Genomic DNA, 26398 nt, shown 5'->3' on the forward strand with positions numbered 1-26398 from the left:
GTAGAGGCCGCACCTTGAAAAATCCTTTATAAATCAATGTATTGCCAGATTTACCACGCCGTCGTATGCCACCGCTCGCAAATGCCATCATCTCCCCTGCTTCCGGTTGAAAATAACTCCAGCACAAATTTCTCCCGCCGGACTGGACAAGGCCGCAAGGAGCTCATAATTTCGTGCCGCTCGCACAATGGTGTGCGGGCTTGTTCTCGGGGCGGGGTGAAACTCCCCACCGGCGGTATGAAGCGACAGTTTCGAGCCCGCGAGCGCCTGAACACATGACTGCTCGGTTATTGTTCAGGGTCAGCAGATCCGGTGAGATGCCGGAGCCGACGGTTAAAGTCCGGATGGAAGAGAGCGATTGAGCGTCAGGATCGTGTCACTCAGGCACCGTCCATGCGTTCTTTTGTGCGCCCTGATTCTAGTTTCGTGAGGAACCTATGAACCAGAGCTATCCGAACAAGACTTCATTTAAAATTGCATTCATTCAAGCTCGTTGGCACGCTGATATTGTCGATGAGGCCCGCAAGAGCTTTATTGCAGAATTGTCTGCCAAAGCCGGAGCTAATGTGGAAGTCGAAATTTTCGACGTTCCTGGTGCTTACGAAATCCCCCTCCATGCCAAAACCTTGGCCAAGACCGGAAAGTACGCCGCTATCGTCGGCGCGGCTTTCGTGGTTGATGGTGGTATTTACCGGCACGATTTCGTGGCAACCGCCGTCATTAACGGCATGATGCAGGTTGGACTGGAGACAGAGGTTCCAGTGCTCAGCGTCGTCCTGACGCCTCATCATTTCCATGAAAGCAAGGAGCATCATGATTTCTTCCATGCTCACTTCAAGATCAAGGGCGTGGAAGCAGCCAATGCTGCTTTGCAGCTTGTGAGTGAGCGTAGCCGTATTGCCGCGCTTGCTTAACGAGTGCCGACCGGCCTTTAAGAAAAGGCCGGTCCTTCTCCGATGATGCGCTCGCAGTGCGCATAAACGTCGAAGTCATCACCGCGCACCAATGCAACGAGCGTAAGGTTCGCTTCATCTGCCGTTCGAATGGCCAAAGCCGTTGGCGCAGAGATGGCAGCCAACACCGGCGCGCCAAACATAACTGCTTTCTGTACCATCTCGACAGAAACGCGACTGGTAATCACAACGATACCGTCTTGCGGTGCACAACCGTTGAGTGAGACCGCGCCAACAAGTTTATCCAATGCATTGTGGCGCCCGACATCCTCACGAATCGCAATAAGCCCTTTGTCCGGAACATAGAAACCCGCTGCATGAACTGCATGGGTCTGAGAGTTCAACTGTTGCTCGTCCGTAAGAGAGGCGACAGCCATCGAAATATCGAAGGGAGAAAATTTTCGACCGCCTTGTTGCAATGCCTGAAGCGGTCGCAACGCATGATCAATTGAGTCTATCCCACACAGGCCGCACCCGACCGGGCCAGCCATGAATCTGCGTCGTGCGGCAAGCCTCTGCTCCGGGCGCTCCGATAGCCGGACCTGCACATCGATGCCATTCTCAAAGGCAACGACCTCAACCGCTTCTATCTCGGAAATATCATCCACAATATTTTCGGTGAGAGTGAAGCCTATCGCGAAGTCTTCAAGATTGTCAGGGGTAGCCATCATCACGGCCTGGGTCGAGCCGTTATAGCTCACCGCCACAGGAACCTCCTCAGGCACCGCGCGCGTACCCTCGTGGAATCCCGACACACGATGCGCGATCCGTGCAGTACTCCGGCTCGCTCTATGAATCGTCATCTGAACCGCTCTCCCAACATCGCATCCCAACTCCAGCAGTTTCATGTGGCATGAAAACAACTTTAATGTAAGTTGCCACCGAAAAAGCCGTCGCAAGTTGGGCGGCAAGCGAGGAAAACATGGATATTCGGCAGATAGACGACAATTATTCGGTTTCAGGGCAGATCGAACCTGACGATGTGCGCGACATTGCAGCAGAGGGATTTCGTACGATTATCTGCAACCGGCCAGATGGCGAGGGAGGCCCTGATCAGCCCGAATTCAGCGAAATCGCACGCGTCGCCCAGAAAGCCGGACTTGCTACCTACTATATTCCAGTCGTCGGCGGTCAGTTGACGCAGGAAGATGTGGATGCAATGGCAGCAGCACTGGATGAAGCCAAAGGTCCCGTGCTTGGCTACTGCCGATCCGGTGCGCGTTCTACGAATATCTACGGGATCGTACAGCAGCAAAAGCGCGGATAAAGAACGAGCGCAGGCTATGTGGGCGGTGAAGCCGCAAGGGCATTTCTACAGTCTTTGCAAACATGGCTATCACCGTCCCGAAAGCCGTGCACGACCCGAATGGACGGCGCGCGATGTGTGCGCACAATACTGGCGATAATAGCTCATGCCGGTACGGGTGACCGTTGCGGCAACACCACCAAGAACCAGAAGCCAGCCGATGGCCTGCGGCCAGTTGAAGCTTTCGATTCCGCCGCTCAGTGCCACAATCAGGATACCAGCCCAGAGCAGAGCCGCCGTGCGGCGCCAGAATACCGGGTTGAGCTCGTCGAAGACAGCTTTCCACAGCGAATGAACAAGGCAGGCGAAGAAAAGGGCTGCGGCCAGACCGATATTGAGCAACTCGACCGGAAGCCATTGTTGCGAAGTAAGCATCGTTTCCATCATCCACTTAACCAGGATTCCTGCCGAAGAAACCCATTAGGGAATTTCTTGCGATCAGAATTACTATTACTGTTCGTTCCATTCAGCTTTCGCTTTGTGGCCGCAACGTGTTACAAGCACGGAAAGCTCTCTCGGATAAATTCACTTATTATTGCGTTCACGCGAAATATCGTGTTGAAAACATTGCCCTATTCTGGGTGGCATGATGCGCCCGACACCGTGCAACCCCTTCCAGCAGCTGGAAAATTTGTGGTTCCGCTCATCTGCCAATTAGCCGGAATATTTCCTTCGCAATCGCAGGAGATAAGGGTTTGTAACAATTCGGCACAGCAAAGATGGCCTCGGAACGCCGGGACCCGCAATAATTCACAAGTGCGCGCTCTATTCGCCGACTTTTACTTGTCCGCCACCGCTTTTCCCGGTTGAAGCGAAGATGGGTCCACAGAAGCGGGCGCAGCAGCGGGTCGGCCGAATAGAAAGCCTTGAACTTGCTCGCAGCCCTCTTCGATCACCATGCGATGCTGGTCAAAGGTTTCGATACCCTCAGCCACGACCGGCAGATCAAGGCTGCGGCCCAACCCGACTATGGCTCTTACAATCGCTCTGGCGCTGACATCCGTTTCCATGCTGGTGATGAAGCTGCGGTCAATCTTGATCTTGTCGAAAGGAAAACTTTGGAGATTGCTGAGCGATGAATAGCCGGTTCCGAAATCGTCCATAACGATACGGATGCCCAATTTCTTCAGGCGACGCAGCAGCTCAAGTGTCGTCAATCGATCCTTCATCAAAGCGGATTCGGTTACCTCTAATTCCAGCCTTGTTGGATCAAGGCCGGTTTCTGCGATAATCGAACGGACCGTATCCGGCAGGCTGATCAGACGGAACTGTACGGGCGACAGGTTTACCGCGATGGTAAGGTGGCTGTCCCATTCGGCAGCCGTACGACAGGCCTCGCGCAGAACCCACTCGCCCAGCGCCACGATTGTTCCCGTTTCCTCGGCGATAGGAATGAAGACTTCCGGCGGTATCTGCCCGCGTGCCGGATGGTTCCACCGAACAAGTGCCTCATAACCCGTGCAACTTCCATCAGCTGTCGCGAATAAGGGTTGGTAGGCAATACCGATCTGGCCCCGAACCATCGCATGACGCAAATCTGCTTCCATCTGGCGCCGCTCTCTTATCTCTCGGTCCATTTCCGGAGAATAGAACGAAACCACTCCGCGCCCTTCCGTCTTCGCCCGATAAAGCGCGATATCTGCCGCATGCCGGATGGCTTCTGCATCCTTGCCGTCATTCGGATATATGGCAACGCCTATGCTGACTCCCACAGCAGTTGGGTCGAGTACTGTATTCAGTTCCGAGCGGAAGGTTTCCAGAATCTTCTCGCTGAGCTTGCGGGCGCCTCTCGGCTGGGGCACGCCCACCTGCAGAATGATGAACTCATCACCGCCAATACGCGCGGCCGTATCGATACCATTTATGGAGCGCTTCAGGATGCTGGAGACTGTTTTCAGTACCCGGTCGCCTTCGGCGTGGCCGAAAATGTCGTTCACAGCCTTGAATCGGTCCAGATCGAGCGCCAGCACGGCGAATGGTTCGCGGGCGGGGCGCGCAACGGCGTTCGCAAGCCTTTCCTCAAAAAACATGCGGTTGGGCAGATCGGTAAGCGCATCATGCCGTGCCATATGCTCAATCTGGCGCTGAACCGTGCGCTTTTCAGTAAGATCACGCACAGCGAGCACCTCGCAAGGCCGTCCCTGATATTCAATCGTATGAACCGCAAGTTCAAAGATGCGCTCATCATTGGGAAACCTCGGAGCCGCCTCAATGGCTTCCAGACGGTTAGCGCAGACCGGAAGTCCATCCGCTGCCAGTAACAAAGTATCCGGCTTCACACCCACAAGCGACTTTTCACTTCTCCGCATGAGTTCGGAAAACCGGGCGTTCATCTCCACTATTCCGCCATCCCGAATGACAGCGAGCCCGTCCAATGTAGCGTTCGCAAAACCCTTTAGATCCGTCATGTAACGGTCAATAAATACGGCTGCAATTGTCGTCATCGTTACGCTACATACCACCGCCGCGACAGCAACAACCAGCCACAGACGCCCCACTCCAAGCGGATCCGCGGCAGGAAGGGTAGGATTTGGAACCAGTTCAGTCGATGCAACAGCTGTGAAATGGAGCGTGCAGACAGCCAGTATTCCTCCCACGGTCGGAAGGAGAATCCGTCGCCAGCCGGAAGCATTCGTTACAAACCAGAAAGCGGCCAGCAGAAGCAGAACCGATATTGCGCTCCCCCCAAGGATGGGCGGAAGATCATAGCGAATGTTGGCTGCCGCTTTGATTGCATTCATCCCTGTGAAATGCATTGCGGCTATCGATAGCGTGGCTGAAATGGCAGCAATCAGAGCGTATTTGAACGCCGCCCCTTTAAGAAGGCGGAGGCTCAACCAAAAGCCGAGAACGGCAGTCGCTGCCGACAGTGCCGTAGCCGTAAAATCAAACTCGATCGCGACGGTACCATTATAAGCGAGCATGGCAACAAAGTGGGTTGCCCATACGCCCAGTCCACCGGCAAACGCACTGATTGCAAGCCAGTTGTCGCGGCGGCTCTCGGTGCATTCACGCGCGCGAGCCAACAACAGAAAAAATGCAAACATGCTCGCAAATGAAATCGATGCAGCCAGAACCACAAAAGGCTGATCGTGCTGTACTGTCACGCATTCCAGGACTTTGAACATGCCGCCCCCTGCCGCGCCCGCCAATGGTGGTGCAGTTTATGAAAACAAGTCAGATCATGGCCAAACTGTGCTTGTTGCCCCGAATAAAAATAGTGATAACTATTTAAGCAATTCTGAATTGGTGAATATATCACCCTGCTTCCGCTATTTTTGGAAGAACAACATTAAATACGTTTGCCAAAGCGCTTCCCGACACGCGCCAGCAATATCACGGGTAAAATTCCGACCACCACAATGGCGAGGGCCGCAAGCGACGCTTCTTCATACGTGCCGCGTGCCGCTTCGCCATAAAGATGCGTCGCAAACGTTTCAACGTTTAGGGGCCGCAACAAAAGTGTCGCTGGCAGTTCTTTCACACAGTCGACGAATACGAGTAAACCTGCCGCCACGATGGCTGTTTTGGATAACGGCAAATGAACCGCATAGAACGTCTGGGTGGCCCCACGCCCCAGCGTACGGGACGCATGATCCAGCGACGTGGGAATGCGCTCCAATCCCGAATCTATTCCCCCCGCCGAAATAGCGAGGAATCGAACGACATAAGCGTAGATAACCGCCGCGCCTGTGCCGATTAGCACCAGTCCCGCCGAGTATCCGAAGAAATGAGAGGTGAACTGATTGACGAAATGATCGAAGCTGCCCGCAACCGCGAGGATGCCGAGGGCGATCACGGTGCCCGGTGCCGCATATCCCATTGTCGAAATGCGATAGGACCAGCGTGAAACTGCACCCGGAAAAATTCGGACAGCATATGCAACAAGCAATCCGCAAATCAGCACCAGGACCGTTGCTACTGAAGCGAGACCGACGGTATTGAAAGCTTCACCGACCAGTCGCGGCGACACCCCCGCGAAACGGGCGCGCTTGATGGCTTCCACGACCAGATAGATTGCTGGCAGAATAAATCCTATGATGACGGGCAGCGAACACAGGCAGAACAATGAGACGCCTTGCCCCCTACTGACTTTCGAGGGCTCGAAGCCCCGCGAATGGCGAATGTTGGAAGCAAAGCGCTGCTTGCGACGTCCCCAGCGCTCGACTGAAACAATGGCCACCACCAGAAACAGGAGAGCGAGCGCCAATTGGGCGGCCCCCGGCAAGTCCGAGCGCGTTATCCAGGTAGTGTAGATGGAGACGGTCAATGTGCGTACGCCCAGAAACTCGGCGGCGCCCACATCATTCAGCGTTTCCATTAGTGCCAAGCTTACGCCAACTGCTACAGCGGGCCGGGCAAGCGGCAATGCGACCCGCCAGAAAATGCCTTTGCGGCTTGCCCCCAGAGTTCGCGCCGCTTCGATGAGGCTGGCAGACTGCGTGAGAAACATTGCCCGCGTAGGAATATAGACATAGGGATAGAGGACGAAGCCCAGCAGAATGATGCACCCTGCCATCGAACGGATATCCGGCAAGCGGAATTGACGCGGGCTGTCGTAGCCAAGAACGAAGCGAACCGCGCCTTGCACCGGACCGATGGGATGCAGAATATCAAGGTAGGCATAGGCGATAATGTAGGTCGGCACGGCCAGTGGCAGCAAAAGCGCCCACTCCAGCATGCCCCGCCCACGAAAATCATAAGCCGTCACCAGCCACGCCGTCGATGTTCCAAGAACAGCGGCGATGATGCCGACCCCCGTGAGCAAGATTACAGTTTCGAGAAGAGCAGATGGCAAGCTGGTAGCAAACAGGTGCGCCCATAGGCCAGCCGAGCCCTGAAAGGCTTCCAATGCAAGGGCCAGAACAGGCAGCAAAACCAGAACTGCGACGAAGACCGAGAGCCATAGCCAGCTGCTCCCTGCCCTTGCAGGTTGCAAAATTCGTTTCCGCATGGCTGCAAGGACTTGCATCGGTTTCTCTATAGTGCAACGCCGGCACATTATGTACCGGCGTTAATTTTCTTAATTTGCTGACTTTTAGTTGTCGAAGCCGACTTTGTCGACCAGTTCGCTTGCCTGCTTGCGATGGCTGACGATTTCAGACAGCGGAACACTGTCGATCTTCAGTTCACCGAATGATTCCACGATGGGGTCGAGCGGCGCGCCCTGTTTGACCGGATATTCGAAATTGGCCTTGGCGTAGAGTTGCTGGGCCTCATCAGATACCAGATATTCGAGGAGCTTGACTGCTGCGTCCTTATTGGGCGCATTCTTGGCAACGGCTGCGCCACTGATGTTGACCTGCGTTCCGCCATCCTTGAACGTAGGCAACAGAACCTTGATGCCCTCGCCCCATGCCTTCTGCTCGTCGCCGCCCTTACCAGAACGCATCAGACCGACATAATAGGAATTCGCGACTGCAATATCACAAATACCGCCGACGATATCCTTGGCTCCATCGCGATCTCCACCAGCGGCTTTACGTGCGAGGTTATCCTTGAGACCCTTGAGCCATTCTTCGGTCTTTTCCGGACCATAATGCGCGATATAGTCCGCGAAGAGAGCTGTATTGTAAGGATGCTGGCCAGCCCGGATGCAGATTTTGCCCTTCCACTTCGGATCGGACAGGTCTTCGTAGTTGATCTTGTCGAGCTCAAGGTCCTTCGCGGCATAGACGATGCGAGCGCGCATGGACAGTGCGAACCAGTTGTCCTTTGCGTCACGAAGCTGTTCCGGAACGGCTTCTTTCAGCACCTTGGAATCGACAGGCTGGGTGAGACCCTTGTCGACGAGATCAACCAGATTACCGGCATCGACCGTCATCAGAATATCGGCTGGCGAATTGGCTCCTTCGGAAGCTACACGCTCCGCCAGACCGTCTTTCAGAAACACCGTGTTGACGGTAATGCCCGTGGAAGATTTGAAGGCATCGAGCAGTGGCTGAATGAGACCCGGTTCGCGTGTCGTGTAAATGTTCACTTCATCTGCGTGGGCAGTCCCCGCAAAAAGCGTTACTGCGGCGAGAGCAAGACCAGAACGCGCAAATTTGGACATTTTACCTCCAGATGGACCTGTTTCATTTTGAAATATGAGCGAACTAATCAAGTTATAAGGTGAGGCGCGCTGACGGTCAATTGCCCCCGAGGACTTTGATGGTATATTTTTCATTCACTTGGGGAAAATCAGCGCTTTATCCCAATCCGGACGCAGAACAATATCGGTCGCAGAGGTTGGAAGCCGCAGTGTCGTGCGCACGCGCAGGCGCGAAGTTGTGCCCGGCACCCTCACGACCAGTTCTTCGATTTCGCCGAGAAACGTCCGCGATTCAATATACCCCCGCAATGAATCTTCAACAGTCTCTCCGTCGAGGAGGATCGTAAAATCGCGCGGACGTAAGTAAGCAAACGCTTCAGTGCCTGGTGCAAACCGTTCTGCCGTGGGAATCTCTCCAAGAGAAGTAACTAACTTATCACCTTCGACTTTTCCCAGTATGGCGTTGAAATCACAGAAAAAATCTGCCGCATAACGGTTCACGGGCCGGTCGTGAAGTTCGCGGGCCGTGCCGTTCTGCACTATTCCCCCGGAACGCATCAGCACAACGCGATCCCCCGTAGATAGCGCTTCTTCAGCTTCGTGCGTTACGATGATCGCCGTAGTGCCAAGTTCCCTCAACAAAGCCACCGTCTCATGGCGAACCCGCGCGCGCAGTCCTCTATCAAGATTCGAAAAAGGCTCGTCCATCAGCAGAAGATGTGGGTTCGGAGCAAGGGCACGAATAAGGGCAACACGTTGCTGCTCGCCCCCTGACAGCATATGCGGATAGCGTCCCGCCATGTGCGAGAGCGACACCAACTCGAGAAGTTCTCTTGCCCGCGCGTTCGCTTCAGCGCGGGATACCCTTCGCAAACCGAACAGGATATTTTCCTTGACCGTTAAATGCGGAAACAAGGCATAATCCTGAAAGACCACACCAACGTTCCGTTTTTCCGGCTCGACAAAAACCGATGGGCCGACAAACATCTTGCCGCCCATGGCCAGTGTTCCACTGTCTGGAACATCGATGCCCGCGATAATGCGCAACAGGGACGTCTTTCCGCAGCCTGAATGACCAACCAGACAGATTATCTCGCCAGCCTGAACATCAAGAGAAACACCGTTGAGCGCACGCACTGCGCCAAACTGACGGGTAATACCGGACAGGGTCAGTGCTAGACCGGAATGACCGGAAACCTGCCCTTCATCGTGCGGGTTGCGTGCTGCGTCCATAAGCAAGATCGCGTATCCTGATTGCAGTTCAGGCGGATATAGAGGCACATTCCTCAGAAAGCTACCAAAACAGGACGGATTATCTCAGGAATATCGTAACTAAGTATTTCCATACCGGCTTATCCTGTTGATCGTAAACGAAAAGCGAGCCATGTTCACGATGCTTCCATATGCCCAAATCACCCAATCGCATTGCAGGAGAATACCGAAATGGGGCCGGTCACGGATAAGGTGGCGACAGCCGAGAGCTTGCCGCAAGAAACTAAGATCGCAATCATCGGGGGCGGTGTTATCGGTGTTTCGACAGCCCTTTTTCTGGCCGAGCGCGGCATTCCCGTCACTCTCCTTGAAAAGGGCGAGATCGCAGGCGAGCAATCGAGCCGCAATTGGGGCTGGTGTCGCCGTACGGGTCGCGACAGCCGCGAAATGCCGCTGATTGTCGAAAGCATGCGGCTATGGGAAGGCATGAATGAACGTACCGGACGCGAAACCGGCTTCCGCGTGACCGGAATTGCCTACACAGCGGAAAAAGAAGAGCAGATGGCTCTTTACGCTGAGTGGATCAAGCTGGCCCGCGAACAGGGCATTGAAACAGAACTTCTCAATGCCGAGCAGGTCTCGGCACTGGTACCCGGCGTCAATCGCCGGCTCTTAGGCGGCATGATTACACCGCTGGATGGACGTGCGGAACCGCAAAAGGCGGTACCGGCATTTGCCGCAAAAGCGCAGGAGAGCGGGGCCGTCATTTTACAGAACTGCGCTGTGCGTGGCATTGAGACCGCCAATGGGCGCGTTACCGCTGTCCTTACCGAAAAAGGTCGCCTTCGCTGCGAGGCAGTGGTCGTTGCGGGCGGAGCCTGGTCAAGACTTATCGTTTCTGCCTTCAATGCCCACCTGCCGCAGTTGAAAGTTCGTTCCTCCGTCTTCCGTACCGCTCCTATCGACACCGGTGTGGAACCAGCGATAGCATTTTCCGATTTTGCCCTGCGCAAAAGGCTTGATGGCGGCTATACCGTCGCTAGCCTTGGCGGGTCCATTGCCGATATCGTGCCCGACAGTTTCCGGTTCTTCCGCGATTTCATACCGTCGCTTTCGACCGAATGGCGGTCATTACGCTTCCGGTTCGGCAAACGCTTCTTCGAAGAAGCTTTCCAATGGAAGCTTCGTCCGGCAGATCAAATCTCTATTTTCGAGAAAATTCGAACGCTCGACCCTGCTCCGCACAGGGCTGCCAACGCTCAGGTGCTGACAAAGCTCAAGCAAGCAATCCCCTCTTTCGCCCCAGCGATAATAGCGCAGGAATGGGCAGGGCTCATCGACACGATGCCGGATGTCATTCCGGTCATCTCCCCACTTCCGGGCGTGGAAGGATTAATCGTAGCAACAGGCTTTTCAGGACATGGTTTCGGCATCGGCCCGGGCGCGGGAAAGCTGGTGGCCGATATGGTTACTGGTGAAACGCCGGTCGTTGATCCTTCGGCGTTTCACATATCCCGTTTTTCCGATGGCTCGAAAATACGCATCGAGAACTGGGGCTGATTATTCGATCACCCCACAGGCAAATCGGGCTCCGCCGCCTCCAAGCGGTTTGGGCTCGTCGGAATAATTGTCACCGCCTACATGAACCATCAAAGCTCTGCCTTTGATTTCATCAAGCGATTTGAGACGGGGTGCTGTCACGCTCTGAGTTACATTACCTTGGGCGTCCGCCTTAAGCAGAGGCAAGTCGCCAAGATGTCCCTCGCCTTCCGGTCCCATGTGGTGCTTGGTATGGGAAGGGTCATAATGTCCACCGGCCGCTTGCGCAGGAACTGTTTTTCCATCCTGTTCCGCAGGTGCACAGCTTCCTTTTTCGTGAACATGGAAGCCGTGCTCACCTGCAGGAAGACCGCGCAAATTGGGTTTGAATTGCAATCCGTGACCAGTTTGCGAGATCGTGACTGTACCGATTTCCTTCCCTTGGCCAGTTGGCAGGGCTTCGTAGAGTTTGACGCTCATATCCGCTGCAATAGCTGGAACTGTCAGAAGCATCATTGCTGAAGCAATCAATAACGGCTGCATGGTTTCCTCCTGATCGCGATCATTCGTGGTGGGAGGACAACGCGCGCCGCTCGAAATTGTTCGAAATAAAAGTGTCGGAGGGAACCGCGTGACAATCGTCTGCCACGCGGCGCGGCGCGGATCAGATCGTTATGAACTGAGCCATCATGCCCACATCTTCGTGTTCCAACACATGGCAATGAAACATGAATGGATGGCTTTTTATCGCTTCGCGGTCGAAATGAACCAGTATCTCGGCCTTGCCATCAATCAAAGCGGTATCCTTCCATCCCGACTGATGCGCGGGTGGCGCTTTGCCGTTCATGGAAAGAATGCGAAACGATGCTCCATGGATATGGAATGGATGCGGCATCTCCTTCGTTGTAAGCTCCCATATTTCCCAGGAACCCAGCCTGACCTCGACATCAATGCGATCCATATCAAAGGGTTTGCCCGCAATCGCCATTTTCACCCCCGACGATAAGGCTTGAAGCGCTGGCCCGGCGTCCGAGGAACTTCTGGCTCCATGCATATCATGATCCATAGCGCCCGACTGCGTCGCGCTCATGTCCATGTTACCCATGTTATGTCCGGCATGAGGATCGGCTGACGGTTCAGTCATCATCAGCTTCATATTTTCCGCCATCCGCTCGTCGAAAAAGAATGAACGGCGGCGTACGGAGAGCTTTTCATCTGGCGCGCCAGGACCATCGAGACGATCTGGAAAGGCCCTGATTTTCGCTTGCAATGCATTGTCCACCACAAACCGCATCAAATGAAGATCGCCGCCACCGCTGTCATTGCCATAGGTTAGTAAGTCGACCGCGTCGACTTTGGAAAAATCCACCAGAACCTCGTAGCGCTCACCAGGACTGATGGACAGCCTTTCCACTGGTTCAGGCTTTTCAATGAAGCCGCCATCCGACGCAATGACGAGCAAAGGCTGGTTATTGCTAAGGCGGATATGAAAATTTCGCGCATTGGCACCATTGAGGATACGCAGACGGACGACAGAAGCAGGGACGCGCGCTTCCGGTGAAACCGTGCCGTTCACGATAAGTCTGTCGCCACGGAAACCATGCATCAAATCCATGATATCGGGCTGGTATACGTTGCTACCCTCAATAACCCGGCGATCCTGAAACACCAGCGGAAAATCATCTATACCGTAGTCTTCAGGCAGGCCGCGTACAGCATCCTTGCCGTCAGTCACGACCATGAGACCTGCGATGCCTAGATGCGCCTGACGGGCGGTGTTTCCATGCAGATGCGGATGGAACCAGTTGAAAGAGGCGGGCTGATTAACCGTGATTTTCGGTTTCCATTCCGCACCCGGCGCGATCACATTATGAGGTCCGCCGTCGAGCACGGATGGAACGAAAAGCCCGTGCCAATGAAGCGTGGTCTCTTCATCCATGCCGTTTTCTACGGAAAGGGTGACCGTTTCCCCATTCTTCAAGCGCACGAGCGGGCCAAGATAGGTGCCGTTGACGCCCGCGGATTCTGCTTCGCTTCCGTCTTCAAAACTGTGGCGTCCTGTCTGCACCTTGAGTTTGACAACACCCGATGCATCCGGTTCAACCAGAGGAGGCAAAGGCAAAGGTCGCCCAGCAGGAGCTGGCGAGGAGGACGCTGCGCCGTTGCCCATATGCTCATGGGCGTCTTGAGCAAAGCTGTCAAATGGGCGGATGGCCGTGACAAAGGCCGCGCCGGCCGCGAGAGCCAGCAAGCGGCGACGTGTAATTCCAGTCATGGTAAGTCTCCAGACAATAATCATGATAGCCGCCGACTTCGGCGGCGATTTCCAAGATCAAGCCTGAAGCGATATGGGCGGTCGCAAATCTCTGTGGGGAGATTCGCCGTTCAGCGCCGCGACGAGCGGTGGCAAACCAAATTCCTGTGCGGGAACATTGGCGCGCAAATCCGTGCCAAGCTGAACAACACAGCCGCATGTCATCATGACACAGGCATTGGGCGCTTTGGCTCCGTGATCCATCGGTGCAGTTTGGCCCCTGTTCGTCCCCACCGATATGTCATCCATCTGATGCGGCGTGTTCACGTGGCAATCAGGAACCATCTGCGCTGCAAGCGCATCGTGCGCCATCGCGTAACAGAGTTGAGCAGAAACGAGAAACAGGAGCGAAAGCAATGTCGCGAGCACAAGGGAAGGCAAGCGCAAGACCGCATGGCCCCGCGCTGTATTCCTCAAGCCGATATCGTACTTTGCTCGATACATCTTGTTTCCAAATGGACGACACGAGAAATCTAATCGCCCGTTACGGCAATTAAAAGACCTGACGAAGCGCTAACGGGAATTTTACCCACTTTCGCTTTTCTTTCCAAAACAGCCTTTTCGAAATCATAAAATTGCTCAAAAGCTGTTTTCCGCTTGCGATTCTATACTCCCCAGTTTTAAAGAAGCCATATCTCGGGCTCCTCCCCAAAATTAGACGGCCCGCAAATATTGGATCTGATACAATGACTGTCGCTGTAGCGGTTTCTCCGCAGAAAAATTCCGCGCGCCGTGTTCTGGCCGCGAGCATGATCGGCACAACGATCGAATTCTTTGACTTCTATATTTACGCAACCGCCGCGGTGATCGTGTTCCCGCATCTGTTCTTCCCGGCAAGCGACGGCAATTCCGCGCTTCTTCAGTCTTTAGCGACCTTTGCGATTGCATTCTTTGCCCGCCCCATCGGCGGAGCACTGTTCGGCCACTTCGGAGATAAGGTCGGTCGCAAGGCGACGCTGGTTGCAGCGCTCATGACAATGGGTATTTCCACGGTCGCCATCGGTTTCCTGCCAACCTATGACTCGATCGGCGTCTGGGCAGCTCTCCTGCTGGCTCTCTGCCGCCTTGGTCAGGGACTTGGTCTCGGTGGCGAATGGGGCGGTGCGGTATTGCTTGCAACTGAAAATGCACCGGAAGGCAAACGGACATGGTATGGCATGTTCCCGCAGCTCGGCGCTCCGGTTGGCTTCATTCTTGCAACGGGGATATTCCTCGTTCTTGCTGAGGCTCTGACTGAAGAACAGTTTTTTGCGTTCGGCTGGCGTATTCCATTCATCGCCAGCGCCCTTCTGGTCGGCGTAGGCCTGTTCATCCGCCTGAAGATTGCCGAAACGCCGGAATTTCAGAAGGCAATCGACAAAGCCGAACGCGTCGAAGTGCCTGTCGCAACATTGTTCAAGAAGCACAAGATGAGCCTTGTCCTCGGTACCATCGGCGCGGTCGCGACCTTCGTCCTGTTCTATCTCATGACGGTCTTCTCGCTAGGTTGGGGCACGCGCGCCCTTGGCTATAGCCGCGAGGAATTCCTTATTCTTCAGATGATCGGTGTGGTCTTTTTCGGCCTTATGATCCCTGTGGCCGCGCTGCTGTCCGACCGTTTCGGTATGCGCCCTGTCATGATCATCGTCACTGTGCTGATCGGCATCTACGGTTTCATCATGGCACCTTTGTTCATGGCTGGCACTGCCGGGGTTCTCGCATTCCTTATCATCGGTTTTGGCTTGATGGGACTTACCTACGGCCCAATCGGCGCGGCGCTTGCCGAACCGTTCCCGACTTCGGTCCGCTACACCGGCGCATCGTTGACGTTCAATCTGGCAGGCATTCTTGGCGCTTCGGTTGCCCCCTACATAGCGACGTGGCTCGCAACGCACTATAGCTTCGACTATGTCGGCTATTACATGGTTGCCGCTGCTGTGGTCTCACTCATCGGCTTTGCCTTTATTTCGTTCAAGCGAGACGAATAACAGGTTTACGAAGCAAAAGGCCCGCGCGGAGCAATCCGCGCGGGCCTTTTCTTTCAGAGGGACATAAGCCCTTATTCGGTATCAGCGGCTTCCAGTGCGATAGCCACCGACTGGATGATCGATGCAAAACGAACGGCCGTCTGGATCGCTTCCGACTTAACATTGGCCTTGCGTAGAACTTCCTCATGCGCATCGATGCACATGCCGCAGCCGTTGATGGCGGATACCGCCAGAGACCAGAGCTCGAAATCAACCTTATCAACGCCCGGATTGCCGATCACATTCATGCGCAGCTTTGCCGGCATGGTGCGATAGTCCTTGTTGGTCGCAAGATGCACGAAGCGGTAATAGACGTTGTTCATCCCCATGATCGATGCGGCCGACTTTGCAGCTTGAACAACGGATGCGTCGACCTTGTCAGCTGCTTCAGCAACAAGTGCCTTCCGTACATCGGCGTTGCGAGAGGCAATGCCGCACGCAACGAACAGGCCGTATTTCTGCTGTGGCGACAGTGTTTCGTCGCCTGCCATGGACGAAAGATTGAGACGGACGTCCTTGGCGAAATCCGGGATCTTTGACTTCAGTTCATCGATGGACATGAAACCCTCTTATCGGTCATTCAATATTCGATAAAAGAAAGGCGGGCCTTGACCCGCCTTTCTGAACCCAAACAGGGTCTATCAAGCAGCCTTGAGCGTCTCGCCACCGACTTCGCGGTTGCACGGGCAGAGTTCATCGGTCTGCAGCGCATCGAGAACACGCAGCGTATCCTTCGGAGCACGGCCAACGTTGAGGTTGGTTGCGTAAACGTGCTGGATTGTGTTGTCTGGATCGACAACGAAGGTATAGCGGTAGGCCACGCCATCCGGCGAACGAACGCCCAGGCCATCAACCAGCGAGCCGTTGGTGTCGGCAAACGACCAGATCGGCAGCTTGTCCAGGTCCTTATGATCGCGACGCCATGCAAGCTTTACGAACTCATTGTCAGTCGAACCGCCCAGAACGACCGCGTCGCGATCTTCGAAATCCGATGCAAGACGCGCAAACTCGGCGATTTCTGTCGGGCAAACGAAGGTGAAATCCTTCGGGTAGAAGAAGATGACCTTCCACTTGCCTGCGAAGCTTGCTTCGGTAATTTCTTCAAACGCCGAAACGCCGTTTTCTTCGTGATGGTTGAAGCCGGGCTTGACGCCGGTGACCTTGAAAGAGGGGAGCTTGTCGCCGATACCGAGCATTTTATACCTGCCTGTAATTTCGGTTGTTATGCGAAATTTCTGAATTTTCAGAATTTTTCGTCCTGCGACTCGTATATAGGGCTTCTTGCCTAATCGGTCAAAGCGATTATATCGATCAATTCTATCGATTTTAACGATGAGAAAAGCCTCAGATTGATGCTCAACATCAGTGTCCGTCAACTCCATTACTTTATGGCTCTCGTAAAAGCGGGTTCCTTCTCACGAGCAGCCGAGGTTGTAGGCGTAACACAATCGACATTGAGCGCGGCCATTCAGGCGCTTGAAACAGAACTTGGCGTAACACTGATTGATCGCTCAGGCAGACGAATGCAGCTTTTGCCTGCTGGTGAAGATTTTCTGGAGCGAGCCCGCACTATCGTAGCGCTCATCGAAGAACTACCTGAACATGCGCGGCAGGCGGAACGTCCGCTGACGACCAGATTGCGGATGGGGGTAATTCCATCGATAGCGCCTTTTCTGCTGCCTAAAGTTCTGCCTGCGACTTCCAAAGCTTTTCCCGAACTGCAGCTTACCATTCGTGAAGGCCTCACGCGCTCCCTGCTCGACAGCTTGCGTTCAGGTTCGCTCGATGTGGCGCTTGTTGCCCATCCCTACGATCTCGATGAATTCGAAGTATCAGAGCTTGGTCAGGATATCTTCTATCTGGCGGTTCGGCGTGACCATGCATTGGCCAATCGCGACCGGGTCGATGCCGACGATTTGCAGGACCAGCCATTTCTCCTGCTCGAAACAGGGCATTGTCTTCGTGAACATGTCATGGCCGCCATTGGGTCCACGCCAGCGCAAGCAAGCGGCGATGTTCATGCTACATCGATCACGACCCTCGTGCAGCTTGTCGATTTTGGAATGGGCGTCACTCTCTTGCCGGAGGTAGCGGTCAAAGCGGGTGTGACGCGAGGAACCGAACTGAGCATCGTTCCTTACGACGGCAAGAACAACTACCGGTCTCTAGTTCTTGTTTGGCGCTCCAATGCTGCACGCCGTAACGAGTTTGAGCTCTTCGCGGACCATCTGCGCTGCAAATGCGTGAAGCCGCTCTAGAGAACCCCCCAGGCACGAAACCGCCCGCGTCCGGTGATCTCTCTCAGATTGAGTTCCGAGATAAGTTTCAGCGCCCCCTGTTGCGTAACCCGCAGTTCCCTTTCCACCATCTGGCTGGAAATAACAGGACTGCGCAGCACCATTTCCATCAGTTCAGGCAGTCGCGAATTGGACCTGCGCCCCTTGAGCTTTCGCTGCATCTGTTCACGCGCCAGAAGCAACCGGTCATGCTCCTTCATGGTCAGGTCAGCGGCCTCTTCAATACTTTCAAAAAACGTCTTGAGACGGATCAGACGATTGGAGGAGCGACGTTCATCCGGTCGTTTCGCGCGAAGGCCGAGACTGACTGTCGGCAGATGCCCTTTTGCGAGACCGCTCTGGCGCAGGAATGCGGCTGTCAGCAATCTCCCTATCCATGTCGATCGCTGCACAACTTCCAGCGAGAACCAGGCATCATGGATCAATGCTGCACGCATAAGAGGCGGCAAATGTCTGGTGTTGGCAAGACAATCGCGCCATTCCTGCAAACGCGCCTCCTCATCCCAGTCATCGTCGTAAAGCAACGTATCGCGCGCTGTCATTTCCGGTGTGGACTTGCCGGGCACCATACCTTCCAGAAGGGCACCGGTCCGGGCAAGAAGGTTGTCGATGTCATTGAGCAGCGGATCGAACTCCTCATCCGACGTCCCGCGAGGTTCGATTTCCGAAGATGCGACCTCAATCGAGCGACCAAGCAACTGATGGATACCAGCGGGCCCAAGAGCCCAATCAGCAGATTTTCCAGCAATCAGCCGACGCATACGCAAAACGGCGTGCGCAACGGTCAGGGCATGACTCGGCATCCGGCTGTCCATCAAAGCATCATGCAAGACCAAGTCTTCCAGATGCACCAGTTCGCCTTCAAGCCACATCGAAGCGACTGCATCATGCATATGCATCCGTTCGATCATGCCTTCGCGAATGGGTGAGCGCGAAAGCCGCTCGTCGAGCCGAACCAGAGCCGCGGTAGCATTGCTCACGGGCACAAAAAACTCTTCGAACGGCAAATCATCGATCTTGTAGGCCATGTCCCGCATATCGCAAGCGATTGCGGCAAAAGGCAAACGAAATTGCCGCCTTACCCCAGGACTTCCGCAACTTTGACAATGCGCCCTTCCCTGACCGAACGAAGAGCAGCCTCGGCGAGGGCCAGAGCCTGCAATCCATCTTCTGCTGAAGGATACGGCGCTTTTCCTGTGTCGAGCGCATCGATAAACGAGGCGATTTCTGCGGCGTAGGCGGCAGTGTAGCGGGTCATGAAAAAATCGTGCAATGGCGGCCGGTTATAGCCGTCTTTAGAAGCGACCTCTATTGATACAGGACGCTGGTTTTCCGCCGAAACAGCGCCGAGCGATCCGTGGACTTCAATACGTTGGTCGTAGCCATAGGTAGCGCGGCGCGAATTGGAAATGATGCACTGTCGCCCGGAAGCGGTGGTCAGGATGACGCTCGCGCTATCATAATCGCCGAGTTCTCCGATTTTGGGATCGACAAGAACCGAGGCCGACGCCGATACGCTCTCAATTTCCTCGCCAAGGAGAAAACGCGCCATATCGAAATCGTGGATCGTCATGTCGCGAAAAATGCCCCCGGATACTTTGATATATTCGGCGGGTGGCGCGCCCGGATCGCGACTCGTGATCGTCACCATTTCAACATTGCCGATCCGTCCGTCTTCAATGGCTTTTCGGACTGCCGCAAAATGCGGATCGAAACGGCGATTGAAGCCCAGCATCACTTTTGCGCCGGTTTCGCGAATAACATTAAGACAGCCTCGCACACGCGCAATATCAAGATCGATGGGTTTCTCACAAAAAACAGCCTTGCCGGCGCGAGAAAAGCGTTCGATAAGATCGGCATGTGTATTGGTCGGCGTGCATATCAGCACAGCATCGATATCGTCTGACTTTTCGATTTCGCCGATGGTTCGGATGTCCGCACCGGCTGGATCGGCAATTGCCCTTGCCGCGGCCTCATCGGCATCTGCGACGGCGACCAGTCGGGCGCGCTTGTCCGCAGCGATTGCGCCTGCATGAACCTTGCCGATACGCCCCGCGCCGAGCAATGCCAGACGTGTCACCATTGCCTCATCCTCCCAGAAAATGGCCATCTTCAAACGAGTGAAGATACGATATGGAATATTTATTCCATTTTGCTAGAATGTGACATAAAGATTGTCAAGAGACCATATTGAAAGGCCAATGATGGATTCCCCTACACCGTCATCAATCAGCGTCCCGACGAATATCAAGGAATTCGAAGCGAAGTTGCTGGAGGTATCCGACCGTTTGCCGAAGCGGCTCAAACAGTGTGCTGATTTCGTCGCGGCTAACCAGGATCGTATCGCCGTGTCGACCGTCGCCGAGATGGCTGAAGGCGCAGGCGTACAGAGTTCCGCCTTCATGCGGTTCTGCCAAATCATGGGTTTCTCCGGCTTTTCGGAAATGCAGAAACTGTTTCGGGATTCCTATGCGGGCGGCTGGCCTGATTATTCGACCAGATTGCAACATCTGCGCGAAACCGCAACGGGCAGCGCCCCTGCGCTTCTTGCGGAGTTTGCCGAGGCCGGACGCACCTCCCTCGAAGGCTTGCTCAAAACCATTGATCCTCAAGCACTCGAAAAGGCTGTTCAGCTTTTGGCGAGCGCGCACACGATCCACATCGTTGGAATCCGTCGCGCTTTTCCAGTTGCAAGCTATCTGGCTTACGCGTTGGAAAAAATGCACGTTCCTGCCATGTTGCACAGCGCCGTTGGCAAACTGGAAAACCTGCATGCTATTCGCGAAGGCGATGTGCTTCTGGCAATTACGTTTTCCCCTTACTCGCCCGAAACCGTCGCCATGGCCGAAGCCGTCGCCGCGCGCGGTATTGACGTCGTTGGCATCACAGACACATTTGTCAGCCCAATGAGTAAATCCGCCAAGCAGACATTGCTGGTTTCAGAAGTGGATTTCGGCGCATTCCGTTCGCTCTCCGCAACGCTTTGCCTCGCTATAGCACTGGCTGTGGCGGTGGGGACACTACGTCAAGGCGACTGATCCTTTGTATGCATCATTCCATTTTTCGGTTGAAATGGAATAATAAATCCATTTTAATCGAAAATGGAATACCTGCTATGCGTACTGAATCGTGCGGCTATGGCAGCAATAAGAATGCAGAGGGAGGAACCTGATGAAGCGGCTCGACTTGATCACAATTGGCCGATCTTCGGTGGACCTGTATGGCGCGCAGGTTGGCGGGCTTCTGGAAGACATGGCCTCCTTCAACAAATATGTTGGCGGCTCCCCCACCAACATTGCAACCGGAACTGCAAGGCTCGGCCTCAAATCGGCATTGATCACGCGTGTCGGCGATGAGCACATGGGGCGTTTCCTTCTGCGCGAACTCGAACGCGAAGGCGTGGACACACGCGGTATCGTTACCGATCCGGAACGCCTGACCGCCCTGGTCATCCTCGGCATTCGCGACCAGCAACATTTTCCGCTGATCTTCTATCGCGAGAATTGTGCCGACATGGCTTTATGCGAGGACGACATCGATCCGGCCTTCATCGCCGAAACCAGCTGCGTGTTGGCCACCGGCACACATCTTTCGCATCCGAAGACCGAAGCAGCCGTCCTTAAGGCACTCCATCTTGCCCGAGGGAACGGCAGCCGCACAGCACTCGACATAGACTACCGCCCCAATCTATGGGGGCTTTCCGGTCATGGCGATGGTGAAAACCGTTTCATCGAATCCGCCGCCGTCACAGCCAAGCTGCAATCGACACTTCATCTGTTTGATCTCATCGTCGGAACGGAAGAGGAGTTCCACATCGCAGGCGGTTCGACCGATACGCTTCAGGCGCTGAAAGCCGTGCGCGATGTGACGAGTGCCGCACTGGTCTGCAAACGCGGTCCGATGGGAGCGGTGATTTTCGAAGGCCCAATTCCTGACAGTCTCGACGAGGGACAGAGCGGCGAGGGTTTTCCGATTGATGTTTTCAATGTGCTTGGCGCAGGCGACGGGTTTATGTCCGGACTTTTGCGTGGCTGGCTGAAGGACGAAGACTGGCCTACCAGCCTCAAATTCGCCAATGCCTGCGGCGCCTTTGCAGTCTCGCGGCATGGATGCACGCCAGCCTATCCAAGTTGGGAAGAGCTTCAGTATTTTTTCCGCACTGGCATTCGCAACAAGGCTTTGCGCAAGGATGCGGCCCTGGAGCAGATACACTGGTCCACCAACCGCAATGGCAACTGGCCGCATATGCGTGTCTTCGCATTCGACCACCGCATCCAACTAGAAGAAATGGCAGCCGAAGCGGGTGTTTCAACCGAAAAGATCGGGGAATTCAAACAGCTTTGCTTGAATGCTGCCTTGCAGGTCGCAAACGGGTCCAAGGGTTACGGAATATTGTGCGACGGGCGGCTTGGCCGCGATGCGCTTTACCGGGCGGCGGGTACGGGCTTGTGGATCGGACGTCCTACTGAATGGCCCGGTTCGCGTCCACTTAAACTGGAGCCGGAACTCGGACCGGACTGCGGCGGACTTGTGGAGTGGCCTGTCGAGAATGTGGTAAAATCGCTATGCTTCTATCACCCGGATGACCCGGCCGAGTTCAAGGCGCAGCAGGAAGAAACTGTTTTACGTCTTTTCGCAGCTACCCGGCGTAACCGACTGGAATTCCTGTTCGAAATCATTCCATCCAAAGCGGGGCCGGTCGATGACAACACGACAGCTCATGTGATTGAGCGGTTCTATGAGATCGGTGTTTATCCCGACTGGTGGAAGCTTGAACCCATGAAAACCAAGGCAGCCTGGGCCAATGCTTGCGATGCGATTACCCGTAACGATGCACACACACGCGGCATTGTTGTCCTGGGACTGGATGCACCCGTCGAGGAACTGGAAGCCAGTCTCGCCATTGCTGCCGAGTTCGACCTCGTCAAAGGTTTCGCAGTCGGGCGCACGATCTTTGGTGATGCAGCGCGCAAATGGCTGAATGGTTCGATCAGCGACGAAGAAGCAGTCGCCGACATGGCCGCACGCTATCGCAGCCTTTGCAACGTTTGGGACAGCGTGCGCAAATATTGAGTTCGTTCTGCCGGGAGGAAGCTGGAGGAGCTATGAGAACCATTCGATTGACCGCCGCGCAGGCATTGGTGCGCTATCTCGCAAACCAGCTGACGCCGGAAGGAGAGACTTTTATCGCAGGCGTCTGGGCCATTTTCGGTCACGGTAATGTGGCCGGGCTTGGCGAGGCGCTTTACGGCATTCGTGAGGAATTGCCCACATGGCGCGGCCACAATGAACAGACCATGGCCCATGCGGCCATTGCTTATACCAAACAGCTTGGCCGCAAACGCGCTTGCGCCGTCACCTCCTCCATAGGCCCCGGGGCGACGAACATGGTCACGGCAGCAGCACTTGCCCATGTAAATCGCCTGCCGGTTCTTCTTATTCCCGGCGACGTCTTTGCCAATCGGGGGCCTGATCCCGTCTTGCAGCAGATTGAAGACTTCAATGACGGCACCATGAGCGTCAACGACTGTTTTCGTCCGGTCAGCCGATATTTCGACCGGATCACCCGGCCGGAACAACTTCTCACTGCGCTGCCTCGTGCCTTCCGCACCATGACTGATCCGGCTGATTGCGGACCGGTGACGCTTGCCTTTTGCCAGGATGTGCAGACGGAGGCGTATGACTGGCCGGAAGAGTTCTTTGAACAAAAAGTCTGGTACTGGCGCCGCCCGCCGCCTGATGAGAATGAACTGAATGCTGCAGCAGGAGCAATCAAGGCCGCGCTCAAACCCGTCATTGTGGCCGGCGGTGGAGTACATTACTCCGGCGCGCACGAAGCGTTGCGCAGTTTTGCGGAAACGCACGGCGTTCCGGTCATTGAAACACAGGCTGGCAAATCGGCCCTGCCATGGAATCATCCACTCAACTTCGGCCCTGTGGGCGTCACCGGGGCGGACAGCGCTAATGCAATCGCAGCAGAAGCTGATCTCGTAATCGGCGTTGGCACGCGCTTTCAGGATTTCACGACTGGATCATGGGCGCTGTTCAAGCATCGGGGACGCAAGCTGCTCTCGCTCAACGTCCAACCCTATGATGGCTCAAAGCACGGTTCGCTGCCGTTGATTGCGGATGCAAAGGTTGGTCTTGAAGCTCTATCAAACGCGATTGGCAGCTATAAGCGCCAACCCGTGGATACCACATTGAAAGAGAAATGGTTTGCGGCGGCAGACCGTTTCACAGCCGCCCCCAGCGATAGCAACACCTTGCCGACCGATATGCAGGTGATTGGGGCTGTGCAACGTCAGGCACGGGAAAACACCGTCGTCATGTGTGCGGCCGGAACGATGCCCGGAGAGTTGCACCAACTCTGGAAAGCCGGTCGCCCCATGTCCTATCATATGGAGTATGGCTTCTCCTGCATGGGTTATGAAATTGCTGGCGGCCTTGGCATCAAGATGGCCGAACCGGACCGCGACGTCATCGTGATGGTTGGCGACGGCTCCTACATGATGGCCAATTCCGAACTCGCCACCGCCGTCATGATGGGACAGAAGATTACGGTCGTCGTTACCGACAATCGCGGTTTCGGCTGCATCAACCGGCTTCAGATGGCGTCCGGCGGCGCCGAGTTCAACAACCTGCTTGACCATGCCGCCCATATTAATCCGTCGAAGATCGATTTCGCTGCCCACGCCGGAGCGATGGGCGCGGATACGAAGAAAGTAGGATCGATCCGCGAGCTGGAACATGCCCTTGCCGAAGCCAGCAACAGTACGCGCACGACAGTCGTCATTATCGACACCGACCCCTACCCGACGCCTGAAACCGGTGGATGGTGGTGGGATGTTGCCGTGCCGGAAGTGTCCGAGCGCGAACAGGTGCGGGCTGCCCGGAAAGATTATGAAGCCAAGCTCAAAGAAAGAAACTGACCGATGATCCTCTATGGCACCAATCCAATTGCCTGGTCGAACGACGATGATCGCACCCTCGGCGCGCACATCACGCTGGATCAATGCCTCAATGAAACCGCCGAAATCGGCTTCGACGGGATCGAGAAAGGTCATAAGTTTCCGCAGGAAGCCGCCGCTCTTAAAGCCATACTCGAGCCCCGCAAGCTTCGCTACGTATCGGGCTGGCATTCACTCAATCTGTTAGTGAATTCCGTCGAAGAAGAAAAGAAGGCCATGCAGCCTGCGCTCGATCTTCTGAAGGCGATGGGGTCGAAGGTCATCATCGTTTGCGAAACCTCGAACGCCATTCATGGTGACAACGACAAGCCGCTATCCGAGCGTCCGGTGCTGGAAGAAGCGCGCTGGGAAGAATTTGGGACGGGCGTCGAAGCACTGGCAGAATTTGCCGCGGCCCAAGGTATCGCGCTTGTCTACCATCATCACATGGGAACGGTAGTGCAGAGTGAAGACGAGATTGATCTTCTGATGCAGCATACCGGGCCGCACACGAAGCTTCTTCTCGATACCGGTCATTGCCTGTTCGGCGGTGGTGATCCGGAACGGGTTGCCAAAAAGCATATGGACCGCGTCGGTCATATCCACGCCAAGAACGTTCGTCCGGCGGTAGCTACCGAGGTACGGGACCAGAGCCTGTCTTTTCTGGAGGGAGTTCGTCGCGGTGTATTCACTGTTCCCGGCGATGCAGAGGGCGGCGTCGACTTCACGCCTGTGCTGAAAGTCGCGGCTGACAAAGCCTATCAGGGCTGGCTGGTGATCGAGGCCGAACAGGACCCGGAAGTTCGCAATCCGTACCAGTATCAGTCACTCGGATTGAAATCACTGAAATCATTCGCACGTGAAGCAGGACTCGACACAGGAGACTGAGACATGGCCAATTTGTTGCGCAAGCCCAAGGGCACGCATGGAAAGGTCCACGACATCACCCCTGAAAGTGCCCAATGGGGCTATGTCGGATTCGGACTCTATCGTCTCAAAGCCGGTGAGAGCGTTTCGGAAAAGACTGGATCGACCGAAGTGATCCTCGTCCTTGTGGAAGGCAAAGCGAAGATTTCCGCCTCTCGCGAGGATTTCGACGAAATGGGCGAACGCATGAGTGTGTTCGAGAAGCTGCCACCACATTGCCTCTATGTTCCAGTTGAAAGCGATTGGAGTGCCACAGCTACCACCGATTGCGTGCTCGCCATTTGTACCGCGCCTGGCAAGCCGGGCCGCAAGGCGCAGAAGCTTGGGCCGGAAAGTCTGACGTTGGAACAACGCGGAAAAGGCGCCAATACCCGCTTTATCCATAACATAGCGATGGAAGGCCGTGACGTTGCCGACAGCCTTCTTGTCACCGAGGTCTTCACGCCACAGGGAAACTGGTCATCCTATCCGCCCCATAGACACGACGAAGACAATTTTCCCGATATGACTTATCTGGAAGAGACCTATTATCACCGCCTCAATCCGGCGCAGGGTTTTGGCTTCCAGCGTGTTTTCACAGAAGATGGAAACCTCGATGAAACCATGGCTGTTGCGGATGGAGATGTCGTACTTGTGCCGAAAGGCCACCATCCTTGTGGCGCGCCCTATGGCTATGAGATGTATTATCTCAACGTGATGGCCGGTCCCCTGCGCAAATGGCGGTTCAAGAACCACCCCGATCACGACTGGATTTTCAAACGCGACAATCCCTAATGTAGCTCTCGCCCGTCTTCGCAGCGAGATCGACTCGTGTAAGCTATCGGCAGGTCAACAGAAGACTTGCTGATTTGTTTTGGGGAGAG

At 55.1% G+C, this 26398-nt stretch carries 22 protein-coding genes, 1 pseudogene and 1 riboswitch; of the genes and pseudogenes, 10 read left to right on the forward strand and 13 right to left on the reverse strand.

The features are described from left to right. The first annotated feature begins 198 nt into the window (after positions 1-198). Positions 199-360: riboswitch (FMN riboswitch) on the forward strand. A gap of 77 nt (positions 361-437) precedes the next feature. Further along, positions 438-914 (forward strand): 6,7-dimethyl-8-ribityllumazine synthase, encoded by a 477-nt coding sequence (locus J9800_RS02835; protein ID WP_114214782.1) that lies wholly within the window; start codon positions 438-440, stop codon positions 912-914. A 17-nt stretch (positions 915-931) separates the two neighbouring features. On the opposite strand, the gene fdhD is transcribed toward J9800_RS02835, so the two are convergent. After that, positions 932-1756, reverse strand: a complete 825-nt coding sequence (fdhD, locus tag J9800_RS02840) for a formate dehydrogenase accessory sulfurtransferase FdhD (RefSeq protein WP_114215053.1) — start codon at positions 1754-1756, stop codon at positions 932-934. Between the two features lie 119 nt (positions 1757-1875). Here fdhD and J9800_RS02845 point away from each other — a divergent pair, with 119 nt between their 5' ends. Beyond that, positions 1876-2220: a protein tyrosine phosphatase family protein gene (locus J9800_RS02845; protein WP_114214781.1), complete on the forward strand. Its 345-nt coding sequence runs from the start codon at positions 1876-1878 to the stop codon at positions 2218-2220. A 69-nt stretch (positions 2221-2289) separates the two neighbouring features. Here the strand turns inward: J9800_RS02845 and J9800_RS02850 are convergent, their stop codons facing one another. From J9800_RS02850 to J9800_RS02870, 5 genes and pseudogenes are all read right to left on the reverse strand, one after another. Further along, positions 2290-2634: a hypothetical protein gene (locus J9800_RS02850; protein ID WP_114215054.1), complete on the reverse strand. Its 345-nt coding sequence runs from the start codon at positions 2632-2634 to the stop codon at positions 2290-2292. 390 nt (positions 2635-3024) lie between these two features. Continuing rightward, positions 3025-5387, reverse strand: a pseudogene (locus J9800_RS02855) (putative bifunctional diguanylate cyclase/phosphodiesterase). Between the two features lie 164 nt (positions 5388-5551). Continuing rightward, positions 5552-7231 carry an ABC transporter permease gene (locus J9800_RS02860; protein WP_114214779.1) on the reverse strand — a complete coding sequence of 560 codons (1680 nt, stop codon included), beginning with the start codon at positions 7229-7231 and terminating at the stop codon, positions 5552-5554. 66 nt (positions 7232-7297) lie between these two features. Next, positions 7298-8314 (reverse strand): Fe(3+) ABC transporter substrate-binding protein, encoded by a 1017-nt coding sequence (locus tag J9800_RS02865; RefSeq protein WP_114214778.1) that lies wholly within the window; start codon positions 8312-8314, stop codon positions 7298-7300. 114 nt (positions 8315-8428) lie between these two features. Then, on the reverse strand, positions 8429-9526 hold the full coding sequence (locus tag J9800_RS02870; protein ID WP_114214777.1) for an ABC transporter ATP-binding protein: 1098 nt from the start codon (positions 9524-9526) through the stop codon (positions 8429-8431). Between the two features lie 210 nt (positions 9527-9736). On the opposite strand from J9800_RS02870, the gene J9800_RS02875 reads away from it, so the two are divergent. Then, a complete protein-coding gene (locus J9800_RS02875) occupies positions 9737-11065 on the forward strand; it encodes an NAD(P)/FAD-dependent oxidoreductase (protein WP_114214776.1) in 1329 nt (442 codons plus the stop codon). Here J9800_RS02875 and sodC read toward each other — a convergent pair whose 3' ends face one another. From sodC to J9800_RS02890, 3 genes are all read right to left on the reverse strand, one after another. Next, a complete protein-coding gene (sodC, locus tag J9800_RS02880) occupies positions 11066-11587 on the reverse strand; it encodes a superoxide dismutase family protein (RefSeq protein ID WP_114214775.1) in 522 nt (173 codons plus the stop codon). 121 nt (positions 11588-11708) lie between these two features. Then, a complete protein-coding gene (cueO, locus tag J9800_RS02885; protein WP_114214774.1) occupies positions 11709-13319 on the reverse strand; it encodes a multicopper oxidase CueO in 1611 nt (536 codons plus the stop codon). A 57-nt stretch (positions 13320-13376) separates the two neighbouring features. Then, on the reverse strand, positions 13377-13802 hold the full coding sequence (locus J9800_RS02890) for a hypothetical protein (RefSeq protein ID WP_114214773.1): 426 nt from the start codon (positions 13800-13802) through the stop codon (positions 13377-13379). Between the two features lie 242 nt (positions 13803-14044). Here J9800_RS02890 and J9800_RS02895 point away from each other — a divergent pair, with 242 nt between their 5' ends. Beyond that, a complete protein-coding gene (locus tag J9800_RS02895) occupies positions 14045-15325 on the forward strand; it encodes an MFS transporter (protein ID WP_114214772.1) in 1281 nt (426 codons plus the stop codon). Positions 15326-15396: 71 nt separating this feature from the next. Here J9800_RS02895 and ahpD read toward each other — a convergent pair whose 3' ends face one another. Beyond that, on the reverse strand, positions 15397-15924 hold the full coding sequence (ahpD, locus tag J9800_RS02900; RefSeq protein WP_114214771.1) for an alkylhydroperoxidase, AhpD family: 528 nt from the start codon (positions 15922-15924) through the stop codon (positions 15397-15399). Between the two features lie 81 nt (positions 15925-16005). Further along, positions 16006-16560: a peroxiredoxin gene (locus J9800_RS02905; protein ID WP_006469087.1), complete on the reverse strand. Its 555-nt coding sequence runs from the start codon at positions 16558-16560 to the stop codon at positions 16006-16008. Between the two features lie 156 nt (positions 16561-16716). On the opposite strand from J9800_RS02905, the gene J9800_RS02910 reads away from it, so the two are divergent. Continuing rightward, positions 16717-17622, forward strand: coding sequence for a hydrogen peroxide-inducible genes activator (locus J9800_RS02910; protein ID WP_114214770.1), 906 nt, complete (start codon positions 16717-16719; stop codon positions 17620-17622). Here J9800_RS02910 and J9800_RS02915 read toward each other — a convergent pair. Next, positions 17619-18689, reverse strand: a complete 1071-nt coding sequence (locus J9800_RS02915; RefSeq protein WP_114215052.1) for an RHE_PE00001 family protein — start codon at positions 18687-18689, stop codon at positions 17619-17621. The genes J9800_RS02910 and J9800_RS02915 overlap by 4 nt on opposite strands. Before the next feature lie 50 nt (positions 18690-18739). Next, complete coding sequence (gene iolG, locus J9800_RS02920) at positions 18740-19744, reverse strand: inositol 2-dehydrogenase (RefSeq protein ID WP_114215051.1); 1005 nt, start codon at positions 19742-19744, stop codon at positions 18740-18742. A 121-nt stretch (positions 19745-19865) separates the two neighbouring features. On the opposite strand from iolG, the gene J9800_RS02925 reads away from it, so the two are divergent. The 5 genes from J9800_RS02925 (at position 19866) to iolB (ending at position 26309) form a co-directional block, all read left to right on the forward strand. After that, the gene (locus J9800_RS02925; RefSeq protein ID WP_112587765.1) at positions 19866-20699 is read left to right on the forward strand and encodes a MurR/RpiR family transcriptional regulator; all 834 of its coding nucleotides are present in this window, start codon (positions 19866-19868) and stop codon (positions 20697-20699) included. Positions 20700-20829: 130 nt separating this feature from the next. Beyond that, a complete protein-coding gene (locus J9800_RS02930) occupies positions 20830-22734 on the forward strand; it encodes a bifunctional 5-dehydro-2-deoxygluconokinase/5-dehydro-2-deoxyphosphogluconate aldolase (protein ID WP_210845656.1) in 1905 nt (634 codons plus the stop codon). Between the two features lie 32 nt (positions 22735-22766). After that, complete coding sequence (gene iolD / locus J9800_RS02935; RefSeq protein WP_114214768.1) at positions 22767-24590, forward strand: 3D-(3,5/4)-trihydroxycyclohexane-1,2-dione acylhydrolase (decyclizing); 1824 nt, start codon at positions 22767-22769, stop codon at positions 24588-24590. Positions 24591-24593: 3 nt separating this feature from the next. Beyond that, the gene (gene iolE, locus J9800_RS02940; RefSeq protein WP_114214767.1) at positions 24594-25496 is read left to right on the forward strand and encodes a myo-inosose-2 dehydratase; all 903 of its coding nucleotides are present in this window, start codon (positions 24594-24596) and stop codon (positions 25494-25496) included. Between the two features lie 3 nt (positions 25497-25499). After that, positions 25500-26309, forward strand: a complete 810-nt coding sequence (gene iolB, locus J9800_RS02945; RefSeq protein ID WP_114214766.1) for a 5-deoxy-glucuronate isomerase — start codon at positions 25500-25502, stop codon at positions 26307-26309. Positions 26310-26398 lie beyond the last annotated feature (89 nt).

This window comes from Ochrobactrum sp. AP1BH01-1 (assembly GCF_018066705.1).
In the GTDB taxonomy this organism is placed as follows: Bacteria; Pseudomonadota; Alphaproteobacteria; order Rhizobiales; family Rhizobiaceae; genus Brucella.